The organism is Plantibacter sp. CFBP 8798, assembly GCF_014841195.1.
In the GTDB taxonomy this organism is placed as follows: Bacteria; Actinomycetota; Actinomycetes; order Actinomycetales; family Microbacteriaceae; genus Plantibacter; species Plantibacter auratus.
Genome location: NZ_JACYTS010000003.1, coordinates 894444 through 915834, shown reverse-complemented (window position 1 = coordinate 915834; position 21391 = coordinate 894444). Strand labels below are relative to the sequence as shown.

General features: G+C 71.5%; 18 protein-coding genes. 7 read left to right on the top strand and 11 right to left on the bottom strand.

From position 1 onward, the window contains the following. Window positions 1-155: 155 nt before the first annotated feature. From gdhA to IFU30_RS16865, 4 genes are all read left to right on the top strand, one after another. A complete protein-coding gene (gene gdhA / locus IFU30_RS16880; RefSeq protein WP_064296885.1) occupies window positions 156-1511 on the top strand; it encodes an NADP-specific glutamate dehydrogenase in 1356 nt (451 codons plus the stop codon). Window positions 1512-1683: 172 nt separating this feature from the next. Next, a complete protein-coding gene (locus IFU30_RS16875; protein ID WP_192006254.1) occupies window positions 1684-2976 on the top strand; it encodes an FAD-dependent oxidoreductase in 1293 nt (430 codons plus the stop codon). Beyond that, the gene (locus tag IFU30_RS16870; protein WP_192006252.1) at window positions 2973-4199 is read left to right on the top strand and encodes an FAD-dependent oxidoreductase; all 1227 of its coding nucleotides are present in this window, start codon (window positions 2973-2975) and stop codon (window positions 4197-4199) included. Before IFU30_RS16875 ends, IFU30_RS16870 begins: the two co-directional genes overlap by 4 nt. Beyond that, on the top strand, window positions 4196-5770 hold the full coding sequence (locus IFU30_RS16865; RefSeq protein WP_192006250.1) for an ABC transporter substrate-binding protein: 1575 nt from the start codon (window positions 4196-4198) through the stop codon (window positions 5768-5770). Before IFU30_RS16870 ends, IFU30_RS16865 begins: the two co-directional genes overlap by 4 nt. Before the next feature lie 301 nt (window positions 5771-6071). On the opposite strand, the gene IFU30_RS16860 is transcribed toward IFU30_RS16865, so the two are convergent. The 10 genes from IFU30_RS16860 to IFU30_RS16815 all read right to left on the bottom strand — a co-directional run bounded on the left by IFU30_RS16860 (window position 6072) and on the right by IFU30_RS16815 (window position 16538). Next, window positions 6072-6713, bottom strand: coding sequence for a HutD/Ves family protein (locus IFU30_RS16860; protein WP_192006248.1), 642 nt, complete (start codon window positions 6711-6713; stop codon window positions 6072-6074). Next, complete coding sequence (gene hutI, locus IFU30_RS16855) at window positions 6710-7903, bottom strand: imidazolonepropionase (RefSeq protein WP_192006246.1); 1194 nt, start codon at window positions 7901-7903, stop codon at window positions 6710-6712. Before hutI ends, IFU30_RS16860 begins: the two co-directional genes overlap by 4 nt. Beyond that, window positions 7900-9369: a formimidoylglutamate deiminase gene (locus IFU30_RS16850; RefSeq protein ID WP_342450886.1), complete on the bottom strand. Its 1470-nt coding sequence runs from the start codon at window positions 9367-9369 to the stop codon at window positions 7900-7902. Before IFU30_RS16850 ends, hutI begins: the two co-directional genes overlap by 4 nt. After that, complete coding sequence (locus IFU30_RS16845; protein WP_192006244.1) at window positions 9366-10583, bottom strand: allantoate amidohydrolase; 1218 nt, start codon at window positions 10581-10583, stop codon at window positions 9366-9368. The genes IFU30_RS16850 and IFU30_RS16845 overlap by 4 nt, the downstream gene beginning before the upstream one ends. Further along, complete coding sequence (hutU, locus tag IFU30_RS16840) at window positions 10580-12241, bottom strand: urocanate hydratase (RefSeq protein ID WP_159876082.1); 1662 nt, start codon at window positions 12239-12241, stop codon at window positions 10580-10582. Before hutU ends, IFU30_RS16845 begins: the two co-directional genes overlap by 4 nt. A 133-nt stretch (window positions 12242-12374) precedes the next feature. Next, window positions 12375-13301 (bottom strand): ABC transporter substrate-binding protein, encoded by a 927-nt coding sequence (locus IFU30_RS16835; RefSeq protein ID WP_192006243.1) that lies wholly within the window; start codon window positions 13299-13301, stop codon window positions 12375-12377. 75 nt (window positions 13302-13376) lie between these two features. Further along, window positions 13377-14111, bottom strand: coding sequence for an ABC transporter permease (locus tag IFU30_RS16830; RefSeq protein WP_192006241.1), 735 nt, complete (start codon window positions 14109-14111; stop codon window positions 13377-13379). Continuing rightward, complete coding sequence (locus IFU30_RS16825; protein ID WP_192006239.1) at window positions 14108-14758, bottom strand: ABC transporter permease; 651 nt, start codon at window positions 14756-14758, stop codon at window positions 14108-14110. Before IFU30_RS16825 ends, IFU30_RS16830 begins: the two co-directional genes overlap by 4 nt. Then, complete coding sequence (locus tag IFU30_RS16820; RefSeq protein WP_192006237.1) at window positions 14755-15846, bottom strand: ABC transporter ATP-binding protein; 1092 nt, start codon at window positions 15844-15846, stop codon at window positions 14755-14757. The genes IFU30_RS16825 and IFU30_RS16820 overlap by 4 nt, the downstream gene beginning before the upstream one ends. After that, window positions 15843-16538 carry an IclR family transcriptional regulator gene (locus IFU30_RS16815; RefSeq protein ID WP_236555278.1) on the bottom strand — a complete coding sequence of 232 codons (696 nt, stop codon included), beginning with the start codon at window positions 16536-16538 and terminating at the stop codon, window positions 15843-15845. Before IFU30_RS16815 ends, IFU30_RS16820 begins: the two co-directional genes overlap by 4 nt. Window positions 16539-16722: 184 nt before the next feature. Here IFU30_RS16815 and IFU30_RS16810 point away from each other — a divergent pair, with 184 nt between their 5' ends. Further along, window positions 16723-18171 carry an aromatic amino acid lyase gene (locus tag IFU30_RS16810; RefSeq protein WP_192006235.1) on the top strand — a complete coding sequence of 483 codons (1449 nt, stop codon included), beginning with the start codon at window positions 16723-16725 and terminating at the stop codon, window positions 18169-18171. A 22-nt stretch (window positions 18172-18193) separates the two neighbouring features. Here IFU30_RS16810 and IFU30_RS16805 read toward each other — a convergent pair whose 3' ends face one another. Then, window positions 18194-19162 carry a diacylglycerol/lipid kinase family protein gene (locus IFU30_RS16805; RefSeq protein WP_192006233.1) on the bottom strand — a complete coding sequence of 323 codons (969 nt, stop codon included), beginning with the start codon at window positions 19160-19162 and terminating at the stop codon, window positions 18194-18196. Between the two features lie 57 nt (window positions 19163-19219). Between IFU30_RS16805 and serS the strand changes: the two genes are divergently transcribed. Further along, window positions 19220-20485, top strand: coding sequence for a serine--tRNA ligase (gene serS, locus IFU30_RS16800; protein WP_124767571.1), 1266 nt, complete (start codon window positions 19220-19222; stop codon window positions 20483-20485). Beyond that, entirely contained in the window at window positions 20482-21306 is an 825-nt protein-coding gene (locus IFU30_RS16795) for an HAD family hydrolase (RefSeq protein WP_192006231.1), read from the top strand. Before serS ends, IFU30_RS16795 begins: the two co-directional genes overlap by 4 nt. Window positions 21307-21391: the final 85 nt, after the last annotated feature.

Genomic DNA, 21391 nt, shown 5'->3' with positions numbered 1-21391 from the left:
GTCGACGTTTGACGGATATCTATCGCGGCTGCCAGGCTTGCCGAGGCCCCACGACGGCCCGTGTACCTCCCCGCCGGCGAGTCGCGCTCCACTGCCTCCGACCACCGTCGAGCGACAGCCGGAGACGCCTGGTCGGCCGATCAGAAAGCGCCACAGTGACCGGCACCACCACGTCCACCGACCCCGTCCACGCCGTCGCGGAGGCCGCCCTGCGGCGCAACGCGGGCGAACCCGAGTTCCACCAGGCGCTCCTCGAAGTCCTCGAGTCCATCCGCCCGGCGCTCGACGAACACCCCGAGTACCTCGAGGCGGGCATCCTCGAACGTCTCGTCGAACCCGAGCGGCAGGTCGTCTTCCGTGTGCCGTGGACCGACGACCGCAACCGGGTGCAGGTGAACCGCGGATTCCGCGTCCAGTTCAACTCGGCGCTCGGCCCGTACAAGGGCGGGTTGCGCTTCCACCCGAGCGTGAACCTGTCGATCGTGAAGTTCCTCGGGTTCGAGCAGATCTTCAAGAACGCCCTCACCGCGCAGGGCATCGGCGGTGCGAAGGGCGGGAGCGACTTCGACCCGCACGGGCGATCGGACGCCGAGATCATGCGCTTCTGCCAGAGCTTCATGAACGAGCTCTACCGCCACCTCGGCGAGCACACCGACGTCCCTGCCGGCGACATCGGCGTCGGCGCGCGCGAGATCGGCTTCCTCTTCGGCCAGTACCGGAAGATCACCAACCGTCACGAGTCGGGCATGTTCACCGGCAAGGGTGTCGGCTGGGGCGGCGCCGAGGTGCGCACCGAGGCGACCGGGTACGGGACGGTGTTCTTCGTGGACGAGATGCTCGCCGTCGACGGCCGCGGGGTCGAGGGCAAGCGCGTCATCGTGTCGGGCTCTGGGAACGTCGCGACCTACGCGATCGAGAAGGTCCACCAGCTCGGCGGGACCGCCGTCACCGCATCGGACTCCTCCGGATACGTGGTCGACGACGCCGGCATCGACCTCGAGCTCCTCAAGCAGATCAAGGAGGTCGAGCGCGGCCGGATCTCCGAGTACGCCGCCCGCCGTCAGGGAGCCCACTTCGTCGCCGGCGGCAGCGTCTGGGACGTCCCGGGGGAGATCGCGCTGCCGAGTGCGACGCAGAACGAGCTTCATGAACGCGACGCGATCGCCCTCGTGAAGCACGGCGTCATCGCGGTCGCGGAGGGCGCGAACATGCCGTCGACGCCCGAGGCGGTGCGGGTGTTCCAGCAGGCCGGCGTCCTCTTCGGCCCGGGGAAGGCGGCGAACGCCGGTGGCGTGGCGACCTCGGCGCTCGAGATGAGCCAGAACGCTGCCAGGCAGCGGTGGTCCTTCGACGACAGCGAGGTGAAATTGCGCGGCATCATGCACGGCGTGCACCGCGCCGCCTACGAGGCCGCCGAACGGTACGGCCGGCCGGGCGACTACGTCGTCGGGGCGAACACCGCCGCGTTCGTGAAGGTCGCGGACGCGATGCTCGCCCAGGGCGTCATCTAGTCCCGCCCTCGTCCCCGACTCAGGAGTGCTCCGGCGCGTCGCCCTTTGACGGGCCCGGCGCGCCGCACACCTCCTGAGTCGGGGACGCGGAATCCGCCGGCGAAGGACACGGCGGGTGTCGGATTGCGACGGGGTGGTCGGCTCCTGGACGGCGAGTGACTAGCCTCGAAGGGTGACCGACCCCCGCCCCGCAACCACCGTCATCGTCGGTGCCGGCCTCTTCGGCTTGGCGACCGCCGTCCACCTCGCCCGCGCCGGGCGACGGGTGACGGTCCTCGAGTCGGGCACCGCCGCCGGAGCGACGACCGCGGCGGGAGCGGGCTTCGTCGGCCTGTGGGCGGCGGGCTACGCCTGGTACTGGGACGAGTCGGAACTCGCCCTCGAGCAGGCGGGCCTCGACTTCTACCGCGGGCTCGACGCGGCCGGATATGACATCGGTCTGCGGAACACGGGCAACGTGTGGCTCGCGCTCACCGAGCAGGCCGTGCTCGATCACCTGCTGCCGTTCGCCGAGCACCCGCTCCGACCCGAGGACGCCCGCCTGCTCACCGCCGTCGAGACCGCTGAGCTCGTTCCAGGTCTCGACCCTGAGACCATCGTCGGGGCGTTCATCCATCCCGACGGCATCCAGATCAGCGCGCCCGACGCCGGACTCGCGCTCGCGGCGCTCGCCCGGGCCGAGGGCGTCGAGATCGTCGAGCACACGCCCGTCGTCGATCTCCTCGCCGAGGGCGGCCGAGCCGTCGGCGTGCTGACCGCCACCGGCGAGCGCGTCCTCGGCGACGAGGTCGTCCTCGCCGCCGGGTCCTGGACGAACGGACTCCTCGCCGCCACGGACCGCGTGCTGCCGTTCGCACGCGTGATCGCGAGCCGCCTGACCACCGCCCCGTTCGGCCTCGGCGAGGTGCCGACCCTCATGATCCCGGAACTCGACGGACTGTGGATCCGGGAACACCTCGGCGGTCTCACCTATGGCAACGGCGTCGGCTACGAGGCGCTCGCGCTGCATGACAGCCCGGCCGACCGTCGCCCGGACCGCCCCGACCTCGTCGAGGCGATGCGGGAGCACCTGTCGCCGATCATCTCCGAGCTCATCCCGGCCGCCGCGCCCGTCGTCGACGACGCCGAAGCCGTGCAGGGGATCGTGTCGTACACCGCGGACCGCCGCTTCATCGCGGGCCCCTTGCCGGAGCTCGACGGGCTGTACGTCGTGGCCGGCGACAACGAGTCCGGCGTCACGCACGGCCCCGGACTCGGCCGGATGCTCGCCGAACTGATGGTCACGGGTGAGAGCCCCTTCGTCGACGCGTCGCGATACGCGCCCGGTCGATTCCCGTCCCGTCCGTTCGCCGACGAGGCCGCCGTGGCCGCCGCGATGCCGGCTCGTCGTGCGGTCGACGCGCGCGCCACCGCAGCGACCCGCGAGACCACGGAGTCGGGCCTGCCTGCGGAGTCGGGCCGATGACCGCGCCGGGTCCGGCAGCGGACGCGACGCCGACCGCGCTGCCGGCGCGCGCCGAGGTCGTGGTCATCGGTGCCGGGATCGTCGGTGCGGCGGCTGCGCGCTCACTGGCCGAGCAGGGCCGGGACGTGCTGCTCCTCGAGCGGTACCCGCGCGGTCACGAGCACGGCTCCTCACATGGCGCGACCCGCATCTTCCGTCAGGGCTACGACGCCGACGACTACGTCGCCCTGACGTCGGAGGCGCTCGCGGCCTGGCGGCAGCTCGAGTCGGCGAGCGGACGGACGCTGCTCGACCTCACCGGCGCGCTCGACCACGGCCGACCCGAGATGCTCTCGGCGATCGAGGCGGCGATGACCCGAGGCGGGATCGCGTCGGAGCGCCTCACCCCGGAGCAGGCGAGCGACCGCTGGCCCGGACTGCGGTTCGACCGCGAGGTCCTCCACCACGCGACCGGCGGGCGACTGTACTCCGCCGAGGCGATCGAGGCCCTGCTCGACCTCGCCGAGGTGGCCGGAGCGACCCTGCGCTTCGGCGTGCGGGTGACGGGCGTCGAACCGGCCGAGTCGAACGACCCGACCGCGGGTGCCGCCGGCGCCGTCGTCCGCACCGAGCTGGGCGACGTCGCCGCGGACCACGTGGTCGTCGCGGCCGGCTCCTGGACACCCGACCTCGTCGGCGACCTCGCTCGCAGCGTCGGTCGTCCGCTGCCCGAGATCGTCGTGACGCAGGTCCAGCCCGCGCATTTCCCGAGCGAACTGGGCGCGGACGCCTGGCCGAGTTTCGTCCACTATCCCGCCGAGGGGTCGAGCGTGTACGGCCTGCTGACGCCGGGCGAGGGGGTCAAGGTCGGGCTGCACGGCGGTGCCGTCCACGTCCACCCCGACGAACGCGACGGCCTCGCCGAACCCGTGGAACTCGCGCGGCTCACCGCCTACGTCGCCGAATGGGTGCCCGGCGTCGACGCGTCCGCACCCCATACCATCAGCTGCCTCTACGATCTGAGCCCCAGCGAGGATTTCGTGATCGACCGGATCGACAGCATCATCGTCACGACGGGATTCTCCGGTCACGGGTTCAAGTTCGGCCCGGTGCTGGGACGCCTCATCGCCGAGCTCGTCGACGGAGCCGAACCGCACCCGAGGTTCGCGCTCGCCTCCCACGCGGTCCCCGTCGCGCCATCAGCATCAGCACCCCCGCAGTCACCCGAAGGAACCGCTCCATGAACCGATCCGCCAGATTCGCCACGGTCGCCATCGGCCTCGGTGTCGTCGCCGCCCTCACCGGTTGCACGGCCCAGGGCGGGACCACCACGACCACCGCGCTCGTCATCGGCACGACCGATCAGATCGTCTCGCTCGACCCGGCCGGTGCCTGGGATCGCGGCTCGTTCACGCCGCAGAACCAGATCTACCAGCACCTCCTCAGCTACGACGAGGGCGACGTCGTCCCTGCCCCCGACGCGGCGGAATCGTGCGACTTCACCGACGAGTCCACCTACGTCTGCACGGTCAAGGAGGGGCTGACCTTCTCCAACGGCCACGCGCTCACGGCCGAGGACGTCGTCTACTCCTTCACCCGCGTCCGTGAGATCGCCGCCGACAACGGTCCGTCGCCGCTGCTCGCGAACCTCGACAGCGTCGAGGAGGGCGACGACAACCAGGTCGTCTTCCACCTCACGGTGCCGAACGACCAGACCTGGCCCTACGTGCTCACGAGCATGGCCGGGCCGATCGTCGACGAAGAGGTCTTCCCGGCGGACAAGCTGCTGAGCGACGACGACGTGATCGGCTCCGGCCCCTACGCCGTCGACAGCTACCAGGCGGGCGGACTGCTCTCCCTCGAGGCGAACTCGCGCTACTCCGGGACGCGCGCGAAGACGCAGCACGTCGTGCTCAAGCCGTACACGACGGCGTCGAACCTGCGGCTCGACCTGGAGAAGGGCGACGTCGACATCGCCTACCGCTCACTGACCGCGACGGACGTCGCCGACCTCCGGAGCGACTCCGACCTGCAGGTCGTCGAGGGGCCGGGCGGTTCGGTGCGGTTCCTCACGTTCAACCTGAACACCCAGCCGGGCGCGAACGACGCGCAGAAGCTCGCCATCCGGCAGGCGGTCGCGTCGCTCGTCGATCGTGAGGAGATCGCCGATCAGGTCTACAAGGGCACCTACGCGCCGGCCTACTCGGTCGTCCTCGACGGGCAGACGGGTGCGACGCCCGCGTTCCAGACCGCGTACGGTGACGCGCCGGACCCGGCGAAGGCCGCGGCGATCCTCGCGGCCGCGGGCGTCAGCACTCCGGTCGCCCTGCCGATCCAGTACACGAGCGACCACTACGGCCCCGACTCCGACCAGGAGTACGCGCTCATCAAGTCGCAGCTGGAGACGTCCGGCCTGTTCACCGTCGACCTGCAGTCGACGGAGTGGACGAGCTACGTGAAGGAGCTGAACCCGGAGTCGGGTTACCCGGCGTACCAGCTGGGGTTCTTCCCGGACTACCCGGACCCCGACAACTTCCTGCGATCGGCGTACTCGACGACCGGCGCGTCCGTCGCCAACGGGTACTCCGACCCGGCCGTCGACGCGCTCATCGACACCGAGGCGACGGCGACCGACCCGGCGGCGCGCATCGCGGCGATCGAGCAGATCCAGGCGCTGACCGCGACCGCGGCTCCGATCATCCCGCTGCTCCAGGGCACCGAGACGGTCCTCGCCCAGAAGAACGTGACGGGCCTCGAGGACACGCTCGACGCCACCTACACCTTCCGCTTCGCGGTCCTCGACCGAACGAAGTAGCCGTCGCCGCCGGGGTGTGCGCCAGCGCGGTGCGCTGGCGTGAGCGCGGGTCTGTGACGTGAGCGCGCCCCTCCGGAGACCCGCGCTCGCGTGCGCGGGGAGCGCTCACGCCGGGTGTGCGTCATTCAAGCGGGCGCACCGCGCCGGCACCCGGTGGGGAGGTCTCAGGTCAGCGCGGTGCGCTGGCGCGAGACCTGCCGAATCGGCGTGGGCGCGGGTCTGGGAGGTGAGCGCACCCCTCTGGAGACCCGCGCTCGCGGCTGCGGGGCGCGCTCGCGTCAGCGCACCGCGCTGGCATCCATCACAAGTGGGGGAGGACCTGGGCGAGCGCGATCGTGGCGTCGCCGGTCAGGGACAGGGTGCCGGCCTCGAGTCGGAGGGTGTCGTGCCGCTGGAGGGCACCAGGGCCTAGGCCTGGCCCCTCCGCCGACAGCAGCCCGTCGAGGAACACGACGAACGTGGTGGCTCCCGGCGTCGTGGTGACGAGCCTCGAGCCGTCGACGACGCCGACCTCGAGCGACCCGCGGAACCGGTCGCGCGACACCATCAGGTTGAGATCGAGCGTCGGCCCGACCACACCCCTCGACGACACCGCTGAGGCCCCGTCAAAGGCGGCGACCTGCCACCGGTCCAAGGCGACCGGCTCACCGTCGATCAGGAGTCCGAGTCCGCCCACCGACAACGCCATCAGTTGTCGGTCGACACCCGGGAACGACGAGAAGACGACGTCCGCGTCGACCGTCGCGATGCTCAGCGTCCAACCCGGCCCGGTCGGCGCGTCCCCGCGCCCGTCCCTGGTCGCGGTCCCGTCACCGCCGTTTCCAGCCTCGACCGGTTCCGCCGCGATCTCCGCCGCCGTCCCCAGCCCGTTCCGCCACCGGTAGCTCCGATGCCCGGACGCGGGCAACCACACGACGGCACGCTCGTCAGCCTCGCCGCTCATCGCCGTTCACCGATCGTGACGCGCTCGCCGCGCTGCCGGACGCCGACCGTCAACGGCACACCGGGCCGGTAGGCGAGGTGCGAGACCGAGGGCGCGTCGAGCACCTGCAGGTCCGCGAGACCACCCACGCGAAGCGATCCGACGGCGTCGACACCGTGCTCGCGGCCGACCGCTACCGCGGCCCCTCGCGTCGCCGCCCACACCGCCTCGGCGATCGTCAGCCGCATCTGCAGCACGGCGGTCGCCACGCAGTACGCCATCGACGTCGTGTACGAGGTGCCCGGGTTGCAATTGGTCGCGAGGGCGATCGAAGCACCGGCGTCGATGAGTGCGCGCGCCGGCGGGAACGGTTCGCGCGTGGACAGGTCGCAGGCGGGCAGCAGGGTGGCGACCGTCGACGAGCCCGCCAGAAGGTCGACGTCGGCGTCAGAGAGGTGGTTGCAGTGGTCGACACTCGCCGCCTCCAACTCGACCGCGAGGCGCACCCCGCCGCTCTCGCCGAGCTGGTTCCCGTGCACCCGGACACCCAAGCCAGCGGCGCGACCGGCGAGCAGCACCTCGCGCGACTCCTCGACGTCGAAGGCACCGACCTCGCAGAACGCGTCTATGTAGGACGCGAACGGAGCCACCGCCGCGAGCATCGGCCCGGTCACGAGGTCGAGGTAGTCGCGGCGGTCGACACCGGCCGGCACGAGATGGGCTCCGAGGAAGGTGACGACGTCGGCGACCTCGGCCGCCGCCCGAGCGGATCGCGCCTCGCCCTCCACGTCGAGCGCGTAGCCGGTCTTCGCCTCGAGGAACGTCGTCCCCTGCGCGAGCGCCTCCGCCCGCAACCGCCGCGCACCCGTGACGAGCTGCTCCTCGGAAGCAGCCCGGGTGGCCGCCACGGTCGTCGCGATCCCGCCCGCCGCATACCGGCCGCCGGCCATGCGCGCCTCGAACTCCGCCGAGCGGTCGCCCGCGAATACGAGATGCGTGTGCGTGTCGACCCAACCCGGGAGCACGGCGCGCCCGCCCACGTCGGTCCGCGCGTCGGCGTCGGGCGCGTCGACCGCTGCGCCGAGCCACGCGATCCGGCCGTCTTCGATGATGAGCGCCGCATCGGTGATCCGGTTGCCGTCGACGTCACCCGGCCCGGAGCCCGCGTTGGTCGTGAGCTCGGCGATGCCGGTGATGAGTTCGCTGGTCATGGCTGCATCTCCTGCGAGTGGTGATCAGGTGTCGGGGACAAGGTGGCCGTCCGGGGCGTCTCCGTCGATGCTGCCAGCTGGGCGAGCGCCACCGCGAGGAGCTGTTCCGGCGTCGGCTCCCGTGACGTCGCGAGCAGCCGGCCTCGCTCCGCCACGAGCCGTCCGCCGACGACGACCCGCTCGACGTCGGACGCGGTCGCGACGAGGGCGAGTTGTGCCGGATCCATGCCGGTCGTGCGGAGGCTCGACGTCGACACCTCGACGAGGTCGAGCGGGTCGCCGACATCCAGCGTGTGCCGCCCGAGTCCGAGCGAACGGTATCCGTTGTCCGTGCCCGCCTCGAGGAGCTCGGCGGGCGAGAACCGGCCGCGTCTGCCTGAGGCGAGCCGTTCCCCGGCTTCGAGGCCACGCAGTTCGAGCAGGGGGTCGACCACCGCGTTCTGGTCGGAGCCGACGGCGATCCGGGCCCCCGCGTCCGCGAGGCGGCGGGCCGGTCCGATGCCGTCGCCGAGGTCCGCCTCGGTCGTCGGGCACATCACGACGGTCGCGCCGGACCGCCCGATCGCCGTGACGTCCGCGTCGGTCAGGTGCGTCGCGTGGACGAGGCTGATGCGTGGGGCGAGCGCACCGAGCGCGGCGAGCACGCCCGTCGGCGTCCTGCCCGTCTTCGCGAGCGTGTCGACGTTCTCCTGCGGTTGCTCCGACAGGTGGACGTGCAGCGGGACGTCGTCGGGCAGGCCGGCGAGGATCGTGCGCATGGCGTCGACGGGCACGGCGCGCACGGAGTGCAGCGCGGCACCGAGCGTGACGAGCCCGGTGGCGCCGACCGAGCCGGAGAGCGCGTCGCGCAGTCGATGCCAGCGGGCGAGCCAGCCGGACGCGTCGCCGTCGCCGAACGCGAGCTGTTCGGTGAGCAGCGGAGCGGCGGGACCCCCGGCGGGCCCGAGGCCACTCGCGAGGTAGGCCGTGTCGAGGAGGGTGAGCCGGATGCCGACGTCGGCGGCGGCTTCGGTGACCGCCAGTTCCATCGCGTGGGCGGTCGGGTACGGGGTGCCGTCGGCCTGGTGGTGCACGTAGTGGAACTCGCCGACCGCCGTCCAGCCGCAGACGAGCATCTCGCCGAACACGGCGCGAGCGACCCGGCCGTAGTGGTCCGGGTCGAGGCTGGCGGCCGCCGCGTACATCGCCTCGCGCCACTGCCAGAAGTCGCCGCCGTCGGCGTGGGTGCGTCCGCGGAGCAGACGGTGGAACGCGTGGGAGTGGGCGTTCCCCATGCCGGGGACGACCGTTCCGAGGCGTCGGTCGCCCGCTTCCGGCTCGACGCCCCGCTCGACGGCGGTGATCCGTCCGGAGTCGTCGGCCGTGAAGCGCACGCGGCCGGTCGGGCGACCGTCGATGATCGCCGTCGCGGCCCAGATGGGACGCCGCACGTCCGCCGCGCCGGCGTCGACGCTCGCGACCGTCACAGGACGCTCCGGAGTAGGGTCTCGAGCGCCTCGACACCGGCGACGCAGTCGTCCGCCTCGGCGAACTCCTCCGGCGAGTGCGAGACGCCCGTCGGGTTCCGCACGAAGACCATCGCCGTCGGCACGGCTCCGTTCAGGACACCGGCGTCGTGACCGGCACCCGTCGGCAGCAAGGGGACCCCGCCGAGCGTGCCCGCCAGCCGCGCGGCGAGCTCTGGGTCGAACTCGACGACGCCCGACCACGACTCCTCGACCAGCTCAGCTGTACAGCCGGAACCGGCGACGGCCTCTTGCACCCGGCTCTCGATGTCCGCGACGAGGGCGCGCGTGGCGGCATCGGTGGCCGCGCGCGCGTCCACCCAGGCGTCGACCTCGGAGGCGATGACGTTGGTGCCGCCCGGCACGATGCGCAGGCGGCCGACGGTGGCGCGGGCGTCGTCCGTCGCGAGGGCTGCCTGCTCGACCGCGAGGACGGCGCGTGCTGCCGCGACCACGGGATCACGACGCTCGCGCATGCCGGTCGCGCCGGCGTGGTTCCCCTGACCACTCACCCGGAGGCGCCAGCGGCCGTGGGCGAGGATCGACGAGGCGACGGCGGTGGGCGAGCCGAGGTCGATGAGGCCGCGACCCTGTTCCACGTGCAACTCGATGAAGAGTCCGACGCGGCCGAGCGCCTCGCCGTCGCGGCCGAGGTGCTCGGGAGCGAGCCCGGCGGCCGCTGCGGCCTCCGCCACGGTGACCCCGTCAGCGTCCGTCAGCGCTCGGGCGGCGTCAGCGGTGATCGCCCCGGACAGGAGCCGGGATCCGAGGCAGGCGACCCCGAACCGGGACCCCTCCTCCTCGGCGAACACCACGACGGCGACGGGACGCGACGGCTGGAACCCGGTGGCCTGCAGACGCGCGACGGCGTCCAGCGCTGAGACGACGCCGAGCGGCCCGTCGAAGGCGCCGCCGCCCGGGACGGAGTCGAGGTGGCTGCCGGTGACGACCGCGTCGGGCCCAGGCGCGCCCCACCACGCCCACAGGTTGCCGTTCCGGTCCGTCTCGACGTCGAGCCCGAGTCGGGCGGCGCGAGCGGTGAACCACTCGCGCAGCTCGAACTCGGCCGGCGTCCAGACGTGCCGGGAGTACCCGCCGCGTGCCGGATCGACGCCGACGCCGGTGATCTCGTCGAGCCCGGCGAGCCGACCGTGGGCGATCAGGCCGTCGGTCACTCGCCCTCCCACATCGGCACCCGCAGGCCGCGTTCGCGGGCGACCTCGGCCGCCCGCTCATAGCCGGCGTCGACGTGACGCATGACGCCGGTGCCCGGGTCGTTGACGAGCACGCGCGCAATCTTCTCGGCGGCGAGCGGCGTCCCGTCGGCGACGATCACTTGACCGGCGTGGATGGACCGGCCGATGCCGACCCCGCCGCCGTGGTGGATCGACACCCAGGTCGCGCCGGACGCCGTGTTGAGCAGGGCGTTGAGCAGCGGCCAGTCGGCGATCGCGTCGGAGCCGTCGGCCATGGCCTCCGTCTCGCGGTACGGCGAGGCGACGGAACCGGAGTCGAGGTGGTCGCGGCCGATGACCACGGGCGCGCTCAGCTCGCCCGAGGCGACCATCTCGTTGAACTTCAGGCCGGCGAGGTGGCGCTCCTGGTAGCCGAGCCAGCAGATGCGGGCGGGCAGCCCCTCGAAGGCGATCTTCTCGCCGGCCGAGGTGATCCAGCGGCGCAGCTTCTCGTCCTCGGGGAACAGTTCGAGGATGGCGCGGTCGGTCGCGGCGATGTCCGCCGGGTCGCCGGACAGGGCCGCCCAGCGGAACGGGCCCTTGCCCTCGGCGAAGAGCGGCCGGATGTAGGCGGGCACGAAGCCGGGGAAGTCGAAGGCGCGCTCGCAACCGCCGAGTTTCGCCTCGGCGCGGATGGAGTTGCCGTAGTCGAAGACCTCGGCGCCGGCGTCCTGGAAGTCGACCATCGCCTGCACCTGCTTCGCCATGGCGAGTCGCGAGCGGCGCGTGAAGTCGACCGGGTCGGCCGCCGCCTCGGTCTGCCAGTCGGCGAGCGCCGTGTCCTCGGGCAGGTAGGCGAGCGGGTCGTGAGCGCTCGTCTGGTCGGTGACGATGTCGATGGCGACACCGCGCCGCAGCAGTTCGGGGAAGACGGTCGCGGCGTTGCCGACGAGACCGACCGACAGCGGGCGCCGTTCGGCCTTGGCGGCGAGCACGCGTTCGACGGCGTCGTCGAGGTCGTCCGTCATCTCGTCGAGGTAGCGGTGCTCGACGCGTCGCTCCAGTCGGCTCGGGTCGACGTCGACGATGAGCACGACGCCCTCGTTGAGCGTCACGGCGAGCGGCTGTGCCCCGCCCATGCCGCCGGCGCCGCCGGTGAGGGTCAGCGTCCCGGCGAGGGTGCCACCGAACCGCTTGTCGGCGATGGCGGCGAAGGTCTCGTAGGTGCCCTGGAGGATGCCCTGCGTGCCGATGTAGATCCACGAGCCGGCGGTCATCTGCCCGTACATGGTGAGACCCTCGGCCTCGAGCTTGCGGAACTCGGGCCACGTCGCCCAGTCGCCGACGAGGTTGGAGTTCGCGATGAGCACGCGCGGTGCCCACTCGTGCGTGCGGAAGACGCCGACGGGCTTGCCGGACTGCACGAGCAGGGTCTCGTCGGCCTCCAGTCCTTCGAGCGTGCGGACGATCGCGTCGTACGCCTCCCAGTTGCGCGCGGCCTTCCCGGTGCCGCCGTAGACGACGAGGTCCTCGGGGTGCTCGGCGACCTCGGGGTCGAGGTTGTTCATGAGCATCCGGAGCGGCCCCTCGGTCTGCCAGCTCTTGGCGGTGAGGGTGGTGCCGCGAGCGGCACGGATGGTCCGGGTGGTGGTCGGCATGCGCTGGTCCTTTACGTCTGCGGTGCGGTGGTGGTGGTGCTGTTCCGACGGGCTCAGGGGCGGGTCGCCGTCCTTGAACCGGTTCTCGGCCCCTGGATTGCTTCTCGACCCCTGAGCCCGTCGAAGGGTGCTGCTAGCCGAGGTCGGCGTCCTTCAGCCACTCCTCGGCGATGCTCTTCAGGCTCGTGCCGTCGGACGCCTTGCCGTTCATCTCGATGAGGTCCTCGGTGGTGAGGGCCGCGGACACCTTGTCGAGCGTCTTCGAGATCGTGTCGTCGAGCTTGCTCGTGCTGATGACGGGGACGATGTTCTCGGCCGCGAAGAGCGACTTGTCGTCCTCGAGGGCGACGAGCTTGTTCGCGGTGAGCCCGGGGTCGGTGCTGAAGATGTCGCCGACCTGCACCTGGCCGCTCGTGAGCGCGGTCATCGTGAGCGGTCCGCCGGCGTCGAGGCTGACGAACTCCTTGAAGGTGAGCCCGTAGACCTGCTCGAGACCGACGACGCCGTTGACGCGCGTCTTCCACTCCGGCGGGCCGCCGAGGCTGAGCTCGGACATGTACGGCACGAGGTCGGAGATCGTCTTGAGGTCGTACTTGTCGGCCGTCTCCTGGGTGACGGCGAGCACGTCCTTGTCCTCCGCGGGCGAGATGTCGAGCATGCTGACACCCTTCGGGAGCTTGTCGCCGAGTTCCGCGACGACGTCCTCGCTCGTGCTGGCCTTCGACTCGGAGTCGAGGTACTTGAGCAGTGCGCCCGAGTACTCGGGGAGGAGGTCGATGGAGCCGTCCTGCAGCGCGGCCATGTAGACCTCGCGGCTGCCGATGTTGAACTGCTCCTTCACCTTCACGCCCTCGGCTTGCAACGCCTGGGAGTAGATGGTGGCGATGAGCTGGCTCTCGGTGAAGTCGGCTGAGCCGATGATGACGGCGTCGCCGGAGGAGCCGGACGCGCCGTCGCTGCTGAGGGCGTCCTGGCCGCCGCAGCCGGTGAGGACGAGAGCGGCGGCTGCGGTGGTCGCGGCGATGGCCGCGAGTCGACGGGGGAGGGTGGGGAAGGGCATGAGGACCTCGATTCGGTGAGATGGACGGATCGGTGGTGCGGTCGTGCGGAGGTGGTCGTGCGGTGCGGGTGCGGCTCAGGCCGGCCGGGGGATCGCCCCGGTGACGGTGGTCGGGGCCGCCGTCCGCCGTCTGCGGCTGGTGCGCCGCAGACCGGGGGAGACGATGAGAGTGCCGAGGAGGGTGAAGGCGATCTCCAGCGCGAAGGCGAGGGCGGCGACGAGGATCGCGCCGCCGGCCATCTGGAAGAAGTCGGCCTGGGCGCGGCCGTCGATGATGTACCGGCCGAGCCCCTGGAGGCCGAGGTAGGCGGCGACCGTCGCGGTCGAGACGACCTGGAGGGTGGACGAGCGGATGCCGGACAGCAGCAGGGGGAGGGCGCAGGGGAGCTGGACGTGCCAGAGGATCTGCAGCTTCGTGTAGCCCATGCCGCGGGCGGCGCCCACCGCGTCGGGATCGGCGCTCTGGATGCCCGTGTACGTCCCGGTCAGGATGGGCGGGACGGCGAGGAGCACGAGGACGACGATCGTCGGGATGACGTAGACGAGCTGCCCGGGGACCACCGGCGAGATGAGGAGGAACAGCAGGATGAGGAGGCCGAGGGTCGGCAGGGCGCGGAGGGCGTTGGCCGATCCGGCGACGAGGCGCTCGCCCTTGCCGGTGTAGCCGACGAGGACGCCGAGCGGCACGGCGATCGCTGCGGCGATGACGAGCGCGATGCCCGTGTACAGCAGGTGGTAGCCCATTTGCGAGGGGATGCCGTCCGCACCGGTCCAGTTGGCGGGGTCGGTCAGCCAGTCGATGACGCTCATGCTGCCACCGTCCGATCACGCCAGGGCGTCGCGAGCGAGCCGAGCCGGACGATGATCAGGTCGAGGATCACGGCGAGGACGACGCAGAGTAGGATGCCGGTGACGAGCGGCACGAACAGGCGGAGCTGGAAGCCCTGGGTGAACAGGGTCCCGAGTTGCGGGATGCCGAGCAGGGCGGCCATCGTGACGATGCTGACGTTGGAGACGACCGCGACGCGCAGGCCGGCTGCGATCACCGGGACGGCCACGGGCAGTTCGACCAGCACGAGTCGCTGCCAGGACCGGTAGCCCATGGCCTCGGCCGCCTGCACCGCGTCCACCGGCACCGAGGACAGCCCGTCGGAGACGACACGGACGAGGAGCGACACCGTGTAGACGGTCAGGGCGATGACGATGTTGATCGGGTCGAGGATCTTCGTGCCGAGGATCGTCGGCAGGATGATGAACAGTGCGAGTGACGGGATCGTGTACAGCAGCCCGGCGGTACCGACGATGAACGGTCGGCCGCGACGCGAGCGGTGCGCCCACCAGCCGAACGGGAGGGCGACGAAGAGTCCGAGCACCGTCGGGGTGAGCGTCAACCAGAGGTGGTTGAGCGTGAGGTCGCCGATGAGTGGGAGGTTCTCCCAGATCCAGTCGATCGTCATCGGAGGCTCCGCTCGGGGGCGGGGCGCTCGAGCAGTTCGCTGGCGGCGATGGTGCCGGTGAGCCGGCCGTCCTCGTCGAGGAGCCCGACGCGTCGACTCGGGTGCGCGAGCGCTGCGTTGAGCGCGATGCGGAGCGACGCCGTGCGCGGGACGAACAGGCCGTGGCCGCTGAGGCTGTCGGTCGAGACGGAGCCGTGACCGGCTGCGGTGTCGAACCAGCCGAGGGGACGGCGTTCGTCGTCCGTCACCACCACCCAGCCGCTCGCGTGCACGCCGGTCACGGCGGTGTCGCCGAGCCGGGCGACGGGCTCGCGGTGGAGGGCGTCGTCATGGTCGAGGCCGAGGAAGCCGAGTGCACGGTAGCCGCGGGCCTCACCCACGAAGTCGGCGACGAACGCGTCGTGGGGGCGGGTCAGGAGGTCCACCGGCGGCGCGATCTGCGCGAGGAGACCGCCCTCGCGCAGGACCGCGACCTGGTCGCCGAGCTTGAGCGCCTCGTCGATGTCGTGGGTGACCATCACGATCGTCTTCGAGATGTCGGCCTGCAGGCGCAGGAACTCGTCCTGGAGCTGCGTCCGGACGATCGGGTCGACCGCGCTGAAGGGCTCGTCCATGAGGAGGAACGGCGGGTTCGTCGCGAGGGCGCGGGCGACGCCGACGCGCTGCTGCTGACCGCCGGAGAGCTGCCACGGGTACTTCTTCGCGAACTTCTCCTCGAGACCGACGCGCTCCAGCAGCTCGAGGGCCGCCGTGCGCGTCTCCCGACGCGAGCCGCCGAGCAGGCGGGGGAGGGCTGCGACGTTGTCGACGACGGTGCGGTGCGGGAACAGACCGGCGTTCTGGATGACGTAGCCGATCCGACGACGGAGGGTGACGCGGTCGAGCGACTGGGTCTCGACGTCGTCGAGCAGGATCGACCCCGAGGTCGGATCGATGAGGCGGTTGATCATCCGGAGCGAGGTCGTCTTGCCGCAGCCGGACGGGCCGACGAGCACCGTGAGGGATCCGGTCGGCACCTCGAAGGAGAGGTCGTGGACGGCGACCGTGCCGTCCGGGTAGGCCTTCTTGACGTTCGTGAAGCGGATCATGCGCGTCCCTCCAGGAGGTCCGCGGCGTCGTCGGGGACGGTCGCGGGTGTGTTGTCGGTGGGTCCGGTGTACGAGGCGAGCCCGCTGGAGAGCCGGTCCGTGGCGGCGACGAGGAGCTCGCCGTAGGAGGCGATGAGGTCGTCGGTCATCCGGTAGCTCGGGATGACGAGGCTCAGCGCCGCGACGATCCGTGCTCCCGAGCGGACGGGAGCGGCGATCGCGGTGACGTCCGACTCGACGCCCCGCTCGACCGTGACGTAGCCGGCGGTGGGGGTCCGCCCGGTGAGTGCGGCACCCGCGGCCGACCCGTCGAGGGGGATCGTGCGACCGACCCAGCTCGCGTGACGGACGGAGTGGGTGCCCTCGGTGATCGCGAGGTAGAGCGCGGTCGACGCGTGACCCTCGACGCTCAGATAGGCGGACTCGCCGGTGCGTTCGACGAGGTCGAGCATCTCCGTGTGGCAGAAGCCGACGAGCGACTCGTTGCTGAGTGCCTGCGTGCCGAGCTGGACGACGCGGCTGCCGGGTCGGTAGCTGCCGTCGGCGTCCTTCCGGACGAAGCCCGTGGACTCCAGGGTGCGGAGGAGCCGGAGGGCGGTGCTCGGCGAGAGGTCGACGAGTCGCGCGCTCTCGGCGAGGGTCGTGCGGCCGCGGTCGCACACCACGGCGAGGAGCGAGAGTGCACGCTCCACGGTTCGAGTCGATGATTCAGCCATCAGATCCCTCTCTGTCGAGCCACCACGCTATGGCTCCGCCGTTTCAGCGAACCGCCTCGAATGTTTCCGTCAGGTAAAACTCGAATTTCATCTGGTGGGACGCTCGCTGTGTGAGCAAGGATGGTGCACACGACGGCGGAGCGCAAGAGAGGGTGTCGGGATGATCGAGATCGCGGGAGCACTGGGCATCGACGAGCTGCGGCGGATCGCGGACCTCGAGGAGGAGGCCTTCGTGCCTCGCGTCGTGCTCGACCGGCTGGCGACATCGCACGACGCAGCACAGGACCTCGCCGAGCACGCGGCCGTCTACGGCAGGAGCACGGGCGTGGGGGCGAACAAGGACACCGCGGTCGCCGACGACGGCGATGCCCACGCCCGCCGCCTGCTCCGCAGCCACGCGGTCGACGCGGGTGAGGTCGTCCCCGACCGGGTCGTGCGGGCGATGCTCGCGGTCCGGCTCAACCAGCTCGCCGCCGGCGGATCGGGTGTCGAGCCCGCGGTCGTCGCGGCGCTCGCCGAGATGCTGCGCCGCGACGCACTGCCGACCGTCCGGACCTTCGGGTCGATCGGGACCGGCGACCTCACCGCGCTCGCCGGGACGGCGCTGACCCTGCTCGGCGAACGACCGGCGTCGACGCCGCTCGAGCCGTTGGACGCGTGGGGCTCGGAGAGTGCCCTGTCGTTCATCAGCAGCAGCGCCCTGACCATCGCGCGCGCGGCGCTCGCGGTCACGGAGCTTCGGGTGCTCGACCGAGCTTGGTCGGGGGTCTGTGCGCTCAGCTTCCACGCGCTGGACGGCAACGCGCAGGCCTTCGCCGAGGCGGCCGCGGGTGCGTCCGCCGCACCCGGTGTCGAAGCTGCTGCTGTGGCGTTGCGCGCGCTCATCGGACCCGCGCCGGAACCGGCCCGGATCCAGGACCCGTTCGCGCTCCGCATCGCGGCGATCACGCAGGGCGTCGTGGCGACGGCGACGGACCGGCTCGCGGACCAGGTGGCGGCGCTCATCGGTGCTGCGCAGGAGAACCCGCTGTACGTCCTCGGTGCCGGTGCCGGATCACGGGCGGTCCTCCACCACGGCGCCTTCTTCCAGGCGCAGCTGGCAGCGGAACTGGACGCGACCGCGCTCGCGCTCGCGCAGACGTCGACGGTCACCCTCTCTCGCCTGCGGCTGTTGAACGAACCCGCGTTCACGGGCCTGCCGCCGTTCCTCGGCGACGGGGAACCGGGTGCGTCAGGACTGATGATGGTCGAGTACGTCGCTGCGGGCGCGGTCGCCGACATCCGGCACGCGGCGCAACCGGCGGCGCTCGGCACGGTCGTCCTGTCGCGCGGCGCCGAGGAGGACGCACCGTTCGCCGCGCAGGCCGTCGCCCAGCTGGAGGACGCGGTCGTCGCCACGAGGACGCTCATCGCCTGCGAACTCCTCGGTGCGGTCCGGCTCGTGCGGCGCCGTGGTGTCGCCGGCCGACTGACCGGGGCGCTGGCCGACGTGTTCGCCCGGGCGTCGGCGTCGCTCGGCACGGACGACGCCGACCGCGACCTCCGCCCCGACCTCGAGCGGGCGACGGCACTCCTCACCGAGATCGCGGACCTCGTCGAGGGACGGTAGCCGGACTCAGCGGTGTCGCCGGCTACGGGAGCTTGACGAGCAACCCGCCGCGGTGCGCGTCGAACGCGACCATGGTCGCCATGCCGAACGCGTCGCCGTCCAGCTCCAGGTCCTGGGCCTCGTCGACCCGCACGGTCAGGGCCTCAGCACGCAGGTTCGTCACGGTGTTCCCACCCCGGCCCTCGGTGAAACGGATCATCCGTCGCCCCACGGCAGTCCGCCGCAGGACCCGGTTCTCCCACGTGACCTTCCGCCACACGAGCAGCCAGCCGAAGGCACCCTTCGGTTGCAGCACCGCGACGTCGAGGAACCCGTCGTCGAGTTCGGCGTCCGGCATGAGCTGCACCCCGCCCTGCAGCGTGCCGCAGTTCCCGACGAGCACCGAGCTCACGGTCGCCGCATGCTGACGGTGCCCGCGCAACTGGTAATGGATGCGGAACGGCGCGGCCGTGGCGATCGAGCGGAGACCGGACTCGACGTAGGCGAGCCAGCCGAGCGACTTCTTGAGGTCGGGGTTCGCGGTGGCGATCATCATCGCGTCGATGCCCATGCCGGCCATCACGACGAACGCGTGCTCCTCCTCCGACCCGTCGGCGCGGGTGATCATGGCGACGCCGATGTCGATCGCGCGCGTGTCGCCCGTGAACGCCGTCCCGATCGCGGCCAGCTGGTCGCCGAGCGGCAGCTTCAGGTTCCTCGCGAGCAGGTTGCCGGTGCCCGAGGGGATGAGGGTCAGGGGCACACCGCTCCCGCGAAGGCCTTCGGCGACGGCCCGCACGGTCCCGTCGCCGCCGGCCACGAGCACCACCTGAGCACCGTCGAGGACCGCGCGCCGCGCCTGACCGACACCGGGGTCGTCGACACTCGTCTCGTAGAGGTGCGGAGCCGCCCATCCCGCGTCCTGCGACCGTGCCTCCAACGCGCTCCGCAGCCGGGTGGCGTCGACCTTCACCGGGTTGTACACGAGCGCGGCGTGCGGGGGAGTCGGCATGGCCCAACGGTACTGTCCCGGGGCCTCGTCACCGACCTCGATCGCTAGACTTGCCGGGTGATCGATCCCGTACTCCTCCGCGAACAGCCAGAAGTCCTCCGAGCGTCGCAGCAGAAGCGAGGGTCCTCCGTCGACCTCGTCGACCAGGCGATCGACGCCGACACCGCACGCCGCGCTGCGATCACCGGGTTCGAGGAACTCCGTGCCGAGCAGAACGCGTTCGGCAAGCAGGTCGCCAAGGCCCCCAAGGAGGAGAAGGCCGCCCTCGTCGCCCAGGCGCAGCAGCTCGCCGCCCGCGTCAAGGAGGCCCAGCAGGTCGCGACCGAGGCCGAGGCCTACTTCGCCGACGTCGCCGGTCGCATCCAGAACCCGGTGCTCGACGGCGTGCCCGCCGGCGGCGAGGCCGACTTCATCACGCTCCGCGAGGTCGGCGAACGCCCCTCCTTCGACTTCGCCCCGCGCGACCACCTCGAGCTCGGGGAGCTCCTCGGCGCCATCGACATGCAGCGCGGCACCAAGGTCAGCGGCTCGCGCTTCTACTTCCTCCGCGGCATCGGCGCCCGTCTCGAGATCGCCCTCATGAACCTCGCGCTCGACCGCGCGATCGAGGCCGGCTTCGTCCCGCTCATCACGCCGACGCTCGTGCGCCCCGAGATCATGAAGGGCACCGGCTTCCTCGGTGAGCACGCCGACGAGGTCTACCAGATCGCCGGTGAAGACCTCTTCCTCACCGGCACGAGCGAGGTGGCGCTCGCCGGGTACCACTCCGACGAGATCCTCGACCTCGAGGAGGGCGCGCTCCGCTACGCCGGCTGGTCGACCTGCTACCGCAAGGAGGCCGGGTCCTACGGGCGCGACACCCGCGGCATCATCCGGGTGCACCAGTTCAACAAGCTCGAGATGTTCGTCTACACCAAGCCGGAGGACGCCGCCGCCGAGCACGAGCGCCTGCTGTCGTACCAGGAGGCGATGCTGCAGTCGCTCGGCCTCAGCTACCGGGTCATCGACACGGCCGCCGGCGACCTCGGGTCGAGCGCGGCACGCAAGTTCGACGTCGAGGCCTGGGTGCCGACGCAGGACGCGTACCGCGAGCTCACCAGCACCTCGAACTGCACCACCTACCAGGCGCGTCGCCTCGACACCCGGTACCGCGGGGAGTCGGGCAAGACCACGCCGGTCGCGACGCTCAACGGAACGCTCGCGACCACCCGCTGGATCGTCGCGATCCTCGAGACGCACCAGCAGGAGGACGGCAGCGTCGTCATCCCCGAGGTGCTGCGTCCGTACCTGGGCGGCATCGAGGTCGCGAGGCCGATCCGATGACGGACGAGACGACCACCACCGCGAACCCGCTGCTCGTCGCCCTCGACATCGACGGCACCGTGCTGCACGAGGACGGTTCGCTCAGCCTGTCGGTCGCCGACGAGGTGCGCCGCGTGGTCTCGCTCGGCCACATCGTCACCTTGGCCACCGGTCGCAGCTGGGAGAGCACGCGCCCGGTGCTCGAGGAGCTCGAGCTGACGCCGCAGTACGTCGTCTGCGCGAACGGTGCGCTCATCATGAAGCGCGACGAGTCGAAGCCCGACTCCTACGAGCGCTTCTTCATGGAGACCTTCGACCCGACCGAGGTCCTCGGGCTCATCCAGCCGCACCTCTCCGAGGGCAGCTACATGGTCGAGTACCCCGACGGCTTCCGCAAGTACACGGTCGGCATGGAGGACTGGAACCTCGAGAACGCGATCGAGGTGTCGTTCGAGGAGCTCGTCACGAGCCCCGTGACACGCGTGGTCGTCGTGTCCCCGAGCCACGACGAGGAGGAGTTCCTCCGCATCGTCGACAGGATCGGGCTCAGCCAGGTGAGCTATGCGATCGGGTGGACGGCATGGCTCGACATCGCGCCGAAGGGCGTCAACAAGGCGACCGCGCTGGAGCGTGTCCGGGAGTGGCTGGGGCTCGAGCGCTCGCAGATGGTCGCCGTCGGCGACGGCCGCAACGACGTCGACATGCTCGGCTGGGCCGCAGCCGGAGGGCGCGGTGTCGCCATGGGCCAGGCGCCCGAGGAGGTCCTCGCGGTCGCGTCGGAGGTCACCGGCACGGTCACCGACGACGGTCTCTCTCAGCTCCTGAGGAGCATTTCGGGTTAGCATCGTCCAAAGCTCCGTGCCGATACGCCGTGTCCGGTGGGCACGGGGCGTCGGTGCGCGCCTGCTCCAGGTGTCGCCGGACGAC

Coding starts and splice junctions, on each gene's coding strand:
- IFU30_RS16835 (WP_192006243.1), bottom strand. CDS start 13,301: ATGCCCTTCCCCACCCTCCCCCGTCGACTCGCGGCCATCGCCGCGACC.
- IFU30_RS16830 (WP_192006241.1), bottom strand. CDS start 14,111: ATGAGCGTCATCGACTGGCTGACCGACCCCGCCAACTGGACCGGTGCG.
- IFU30_RS16870 (WP_192006252.1), top strand. CDS start 2,973: ATGACCGCGCCGGGTCCGGCAGCGGACGCGACGCCGACCGCGCTGCCG.
- IFU30_RS16805 (WP_192006233.1), bottom strand. CDS start 19,162: ATGCCGACTCCCCCGCACGCCGCGCTCGTGTACAACCCGGTGAAGGTC.
- IFU30_RS16810 (WP_192006235.1), top strand. CDS start 16,723: ATGATCGAGATCGCGGGAGCACTGGGCATCGACGAGCTGCGGCGGATC.
- hutU (WP_159876082.1), bottom strand. CDS start 12,241: ATGCCGACCACCACCCGGACCATCCGTGCCGCTCGCGGCACCACCCTC.
- IFU30_RS16820 (WP_192006237.1), bottom strand. CDS start 15,846: ATGATCCGCTTCACGAACGTCAAGAAGGCCTACCCGGACGGCACGGTC.
- IFU30_RS16860 (WP_192006248.1), bottom strand. CDS start 6,713: ATGAGCGGCGAGGCTGACGAGCGTGCCGTCGTGTGGTTGCCCGCGTCC.
- IFU30_RS16795 (WP_192006231.1), top strand. CDS start 20,482: ATGACGGACGAGACGACCACCACCGCGAACCCGCTGCTCGTCGCCCTC.
- hutI (WP_192006246.1), bottom strand. CDS start 7,903: ATGACCAGCGAACTCATCACCGGCATCGCCGAGCTCACGACCAACGCG.
- IFU30_RS16865 (WP_192006250.1), top strand. CDS start 4,196: ATGAACCGATCCGCCAGATTCGCCACGGTCGCCATCGGCCTCGGTGTC.
- IFU30_RS16825 (WP_192006239.1), bottom strand. CDS start 14,758: ATGACGATCGACTGGATCTGGGAGAACCTCCCACTCATCGGCGACCTC.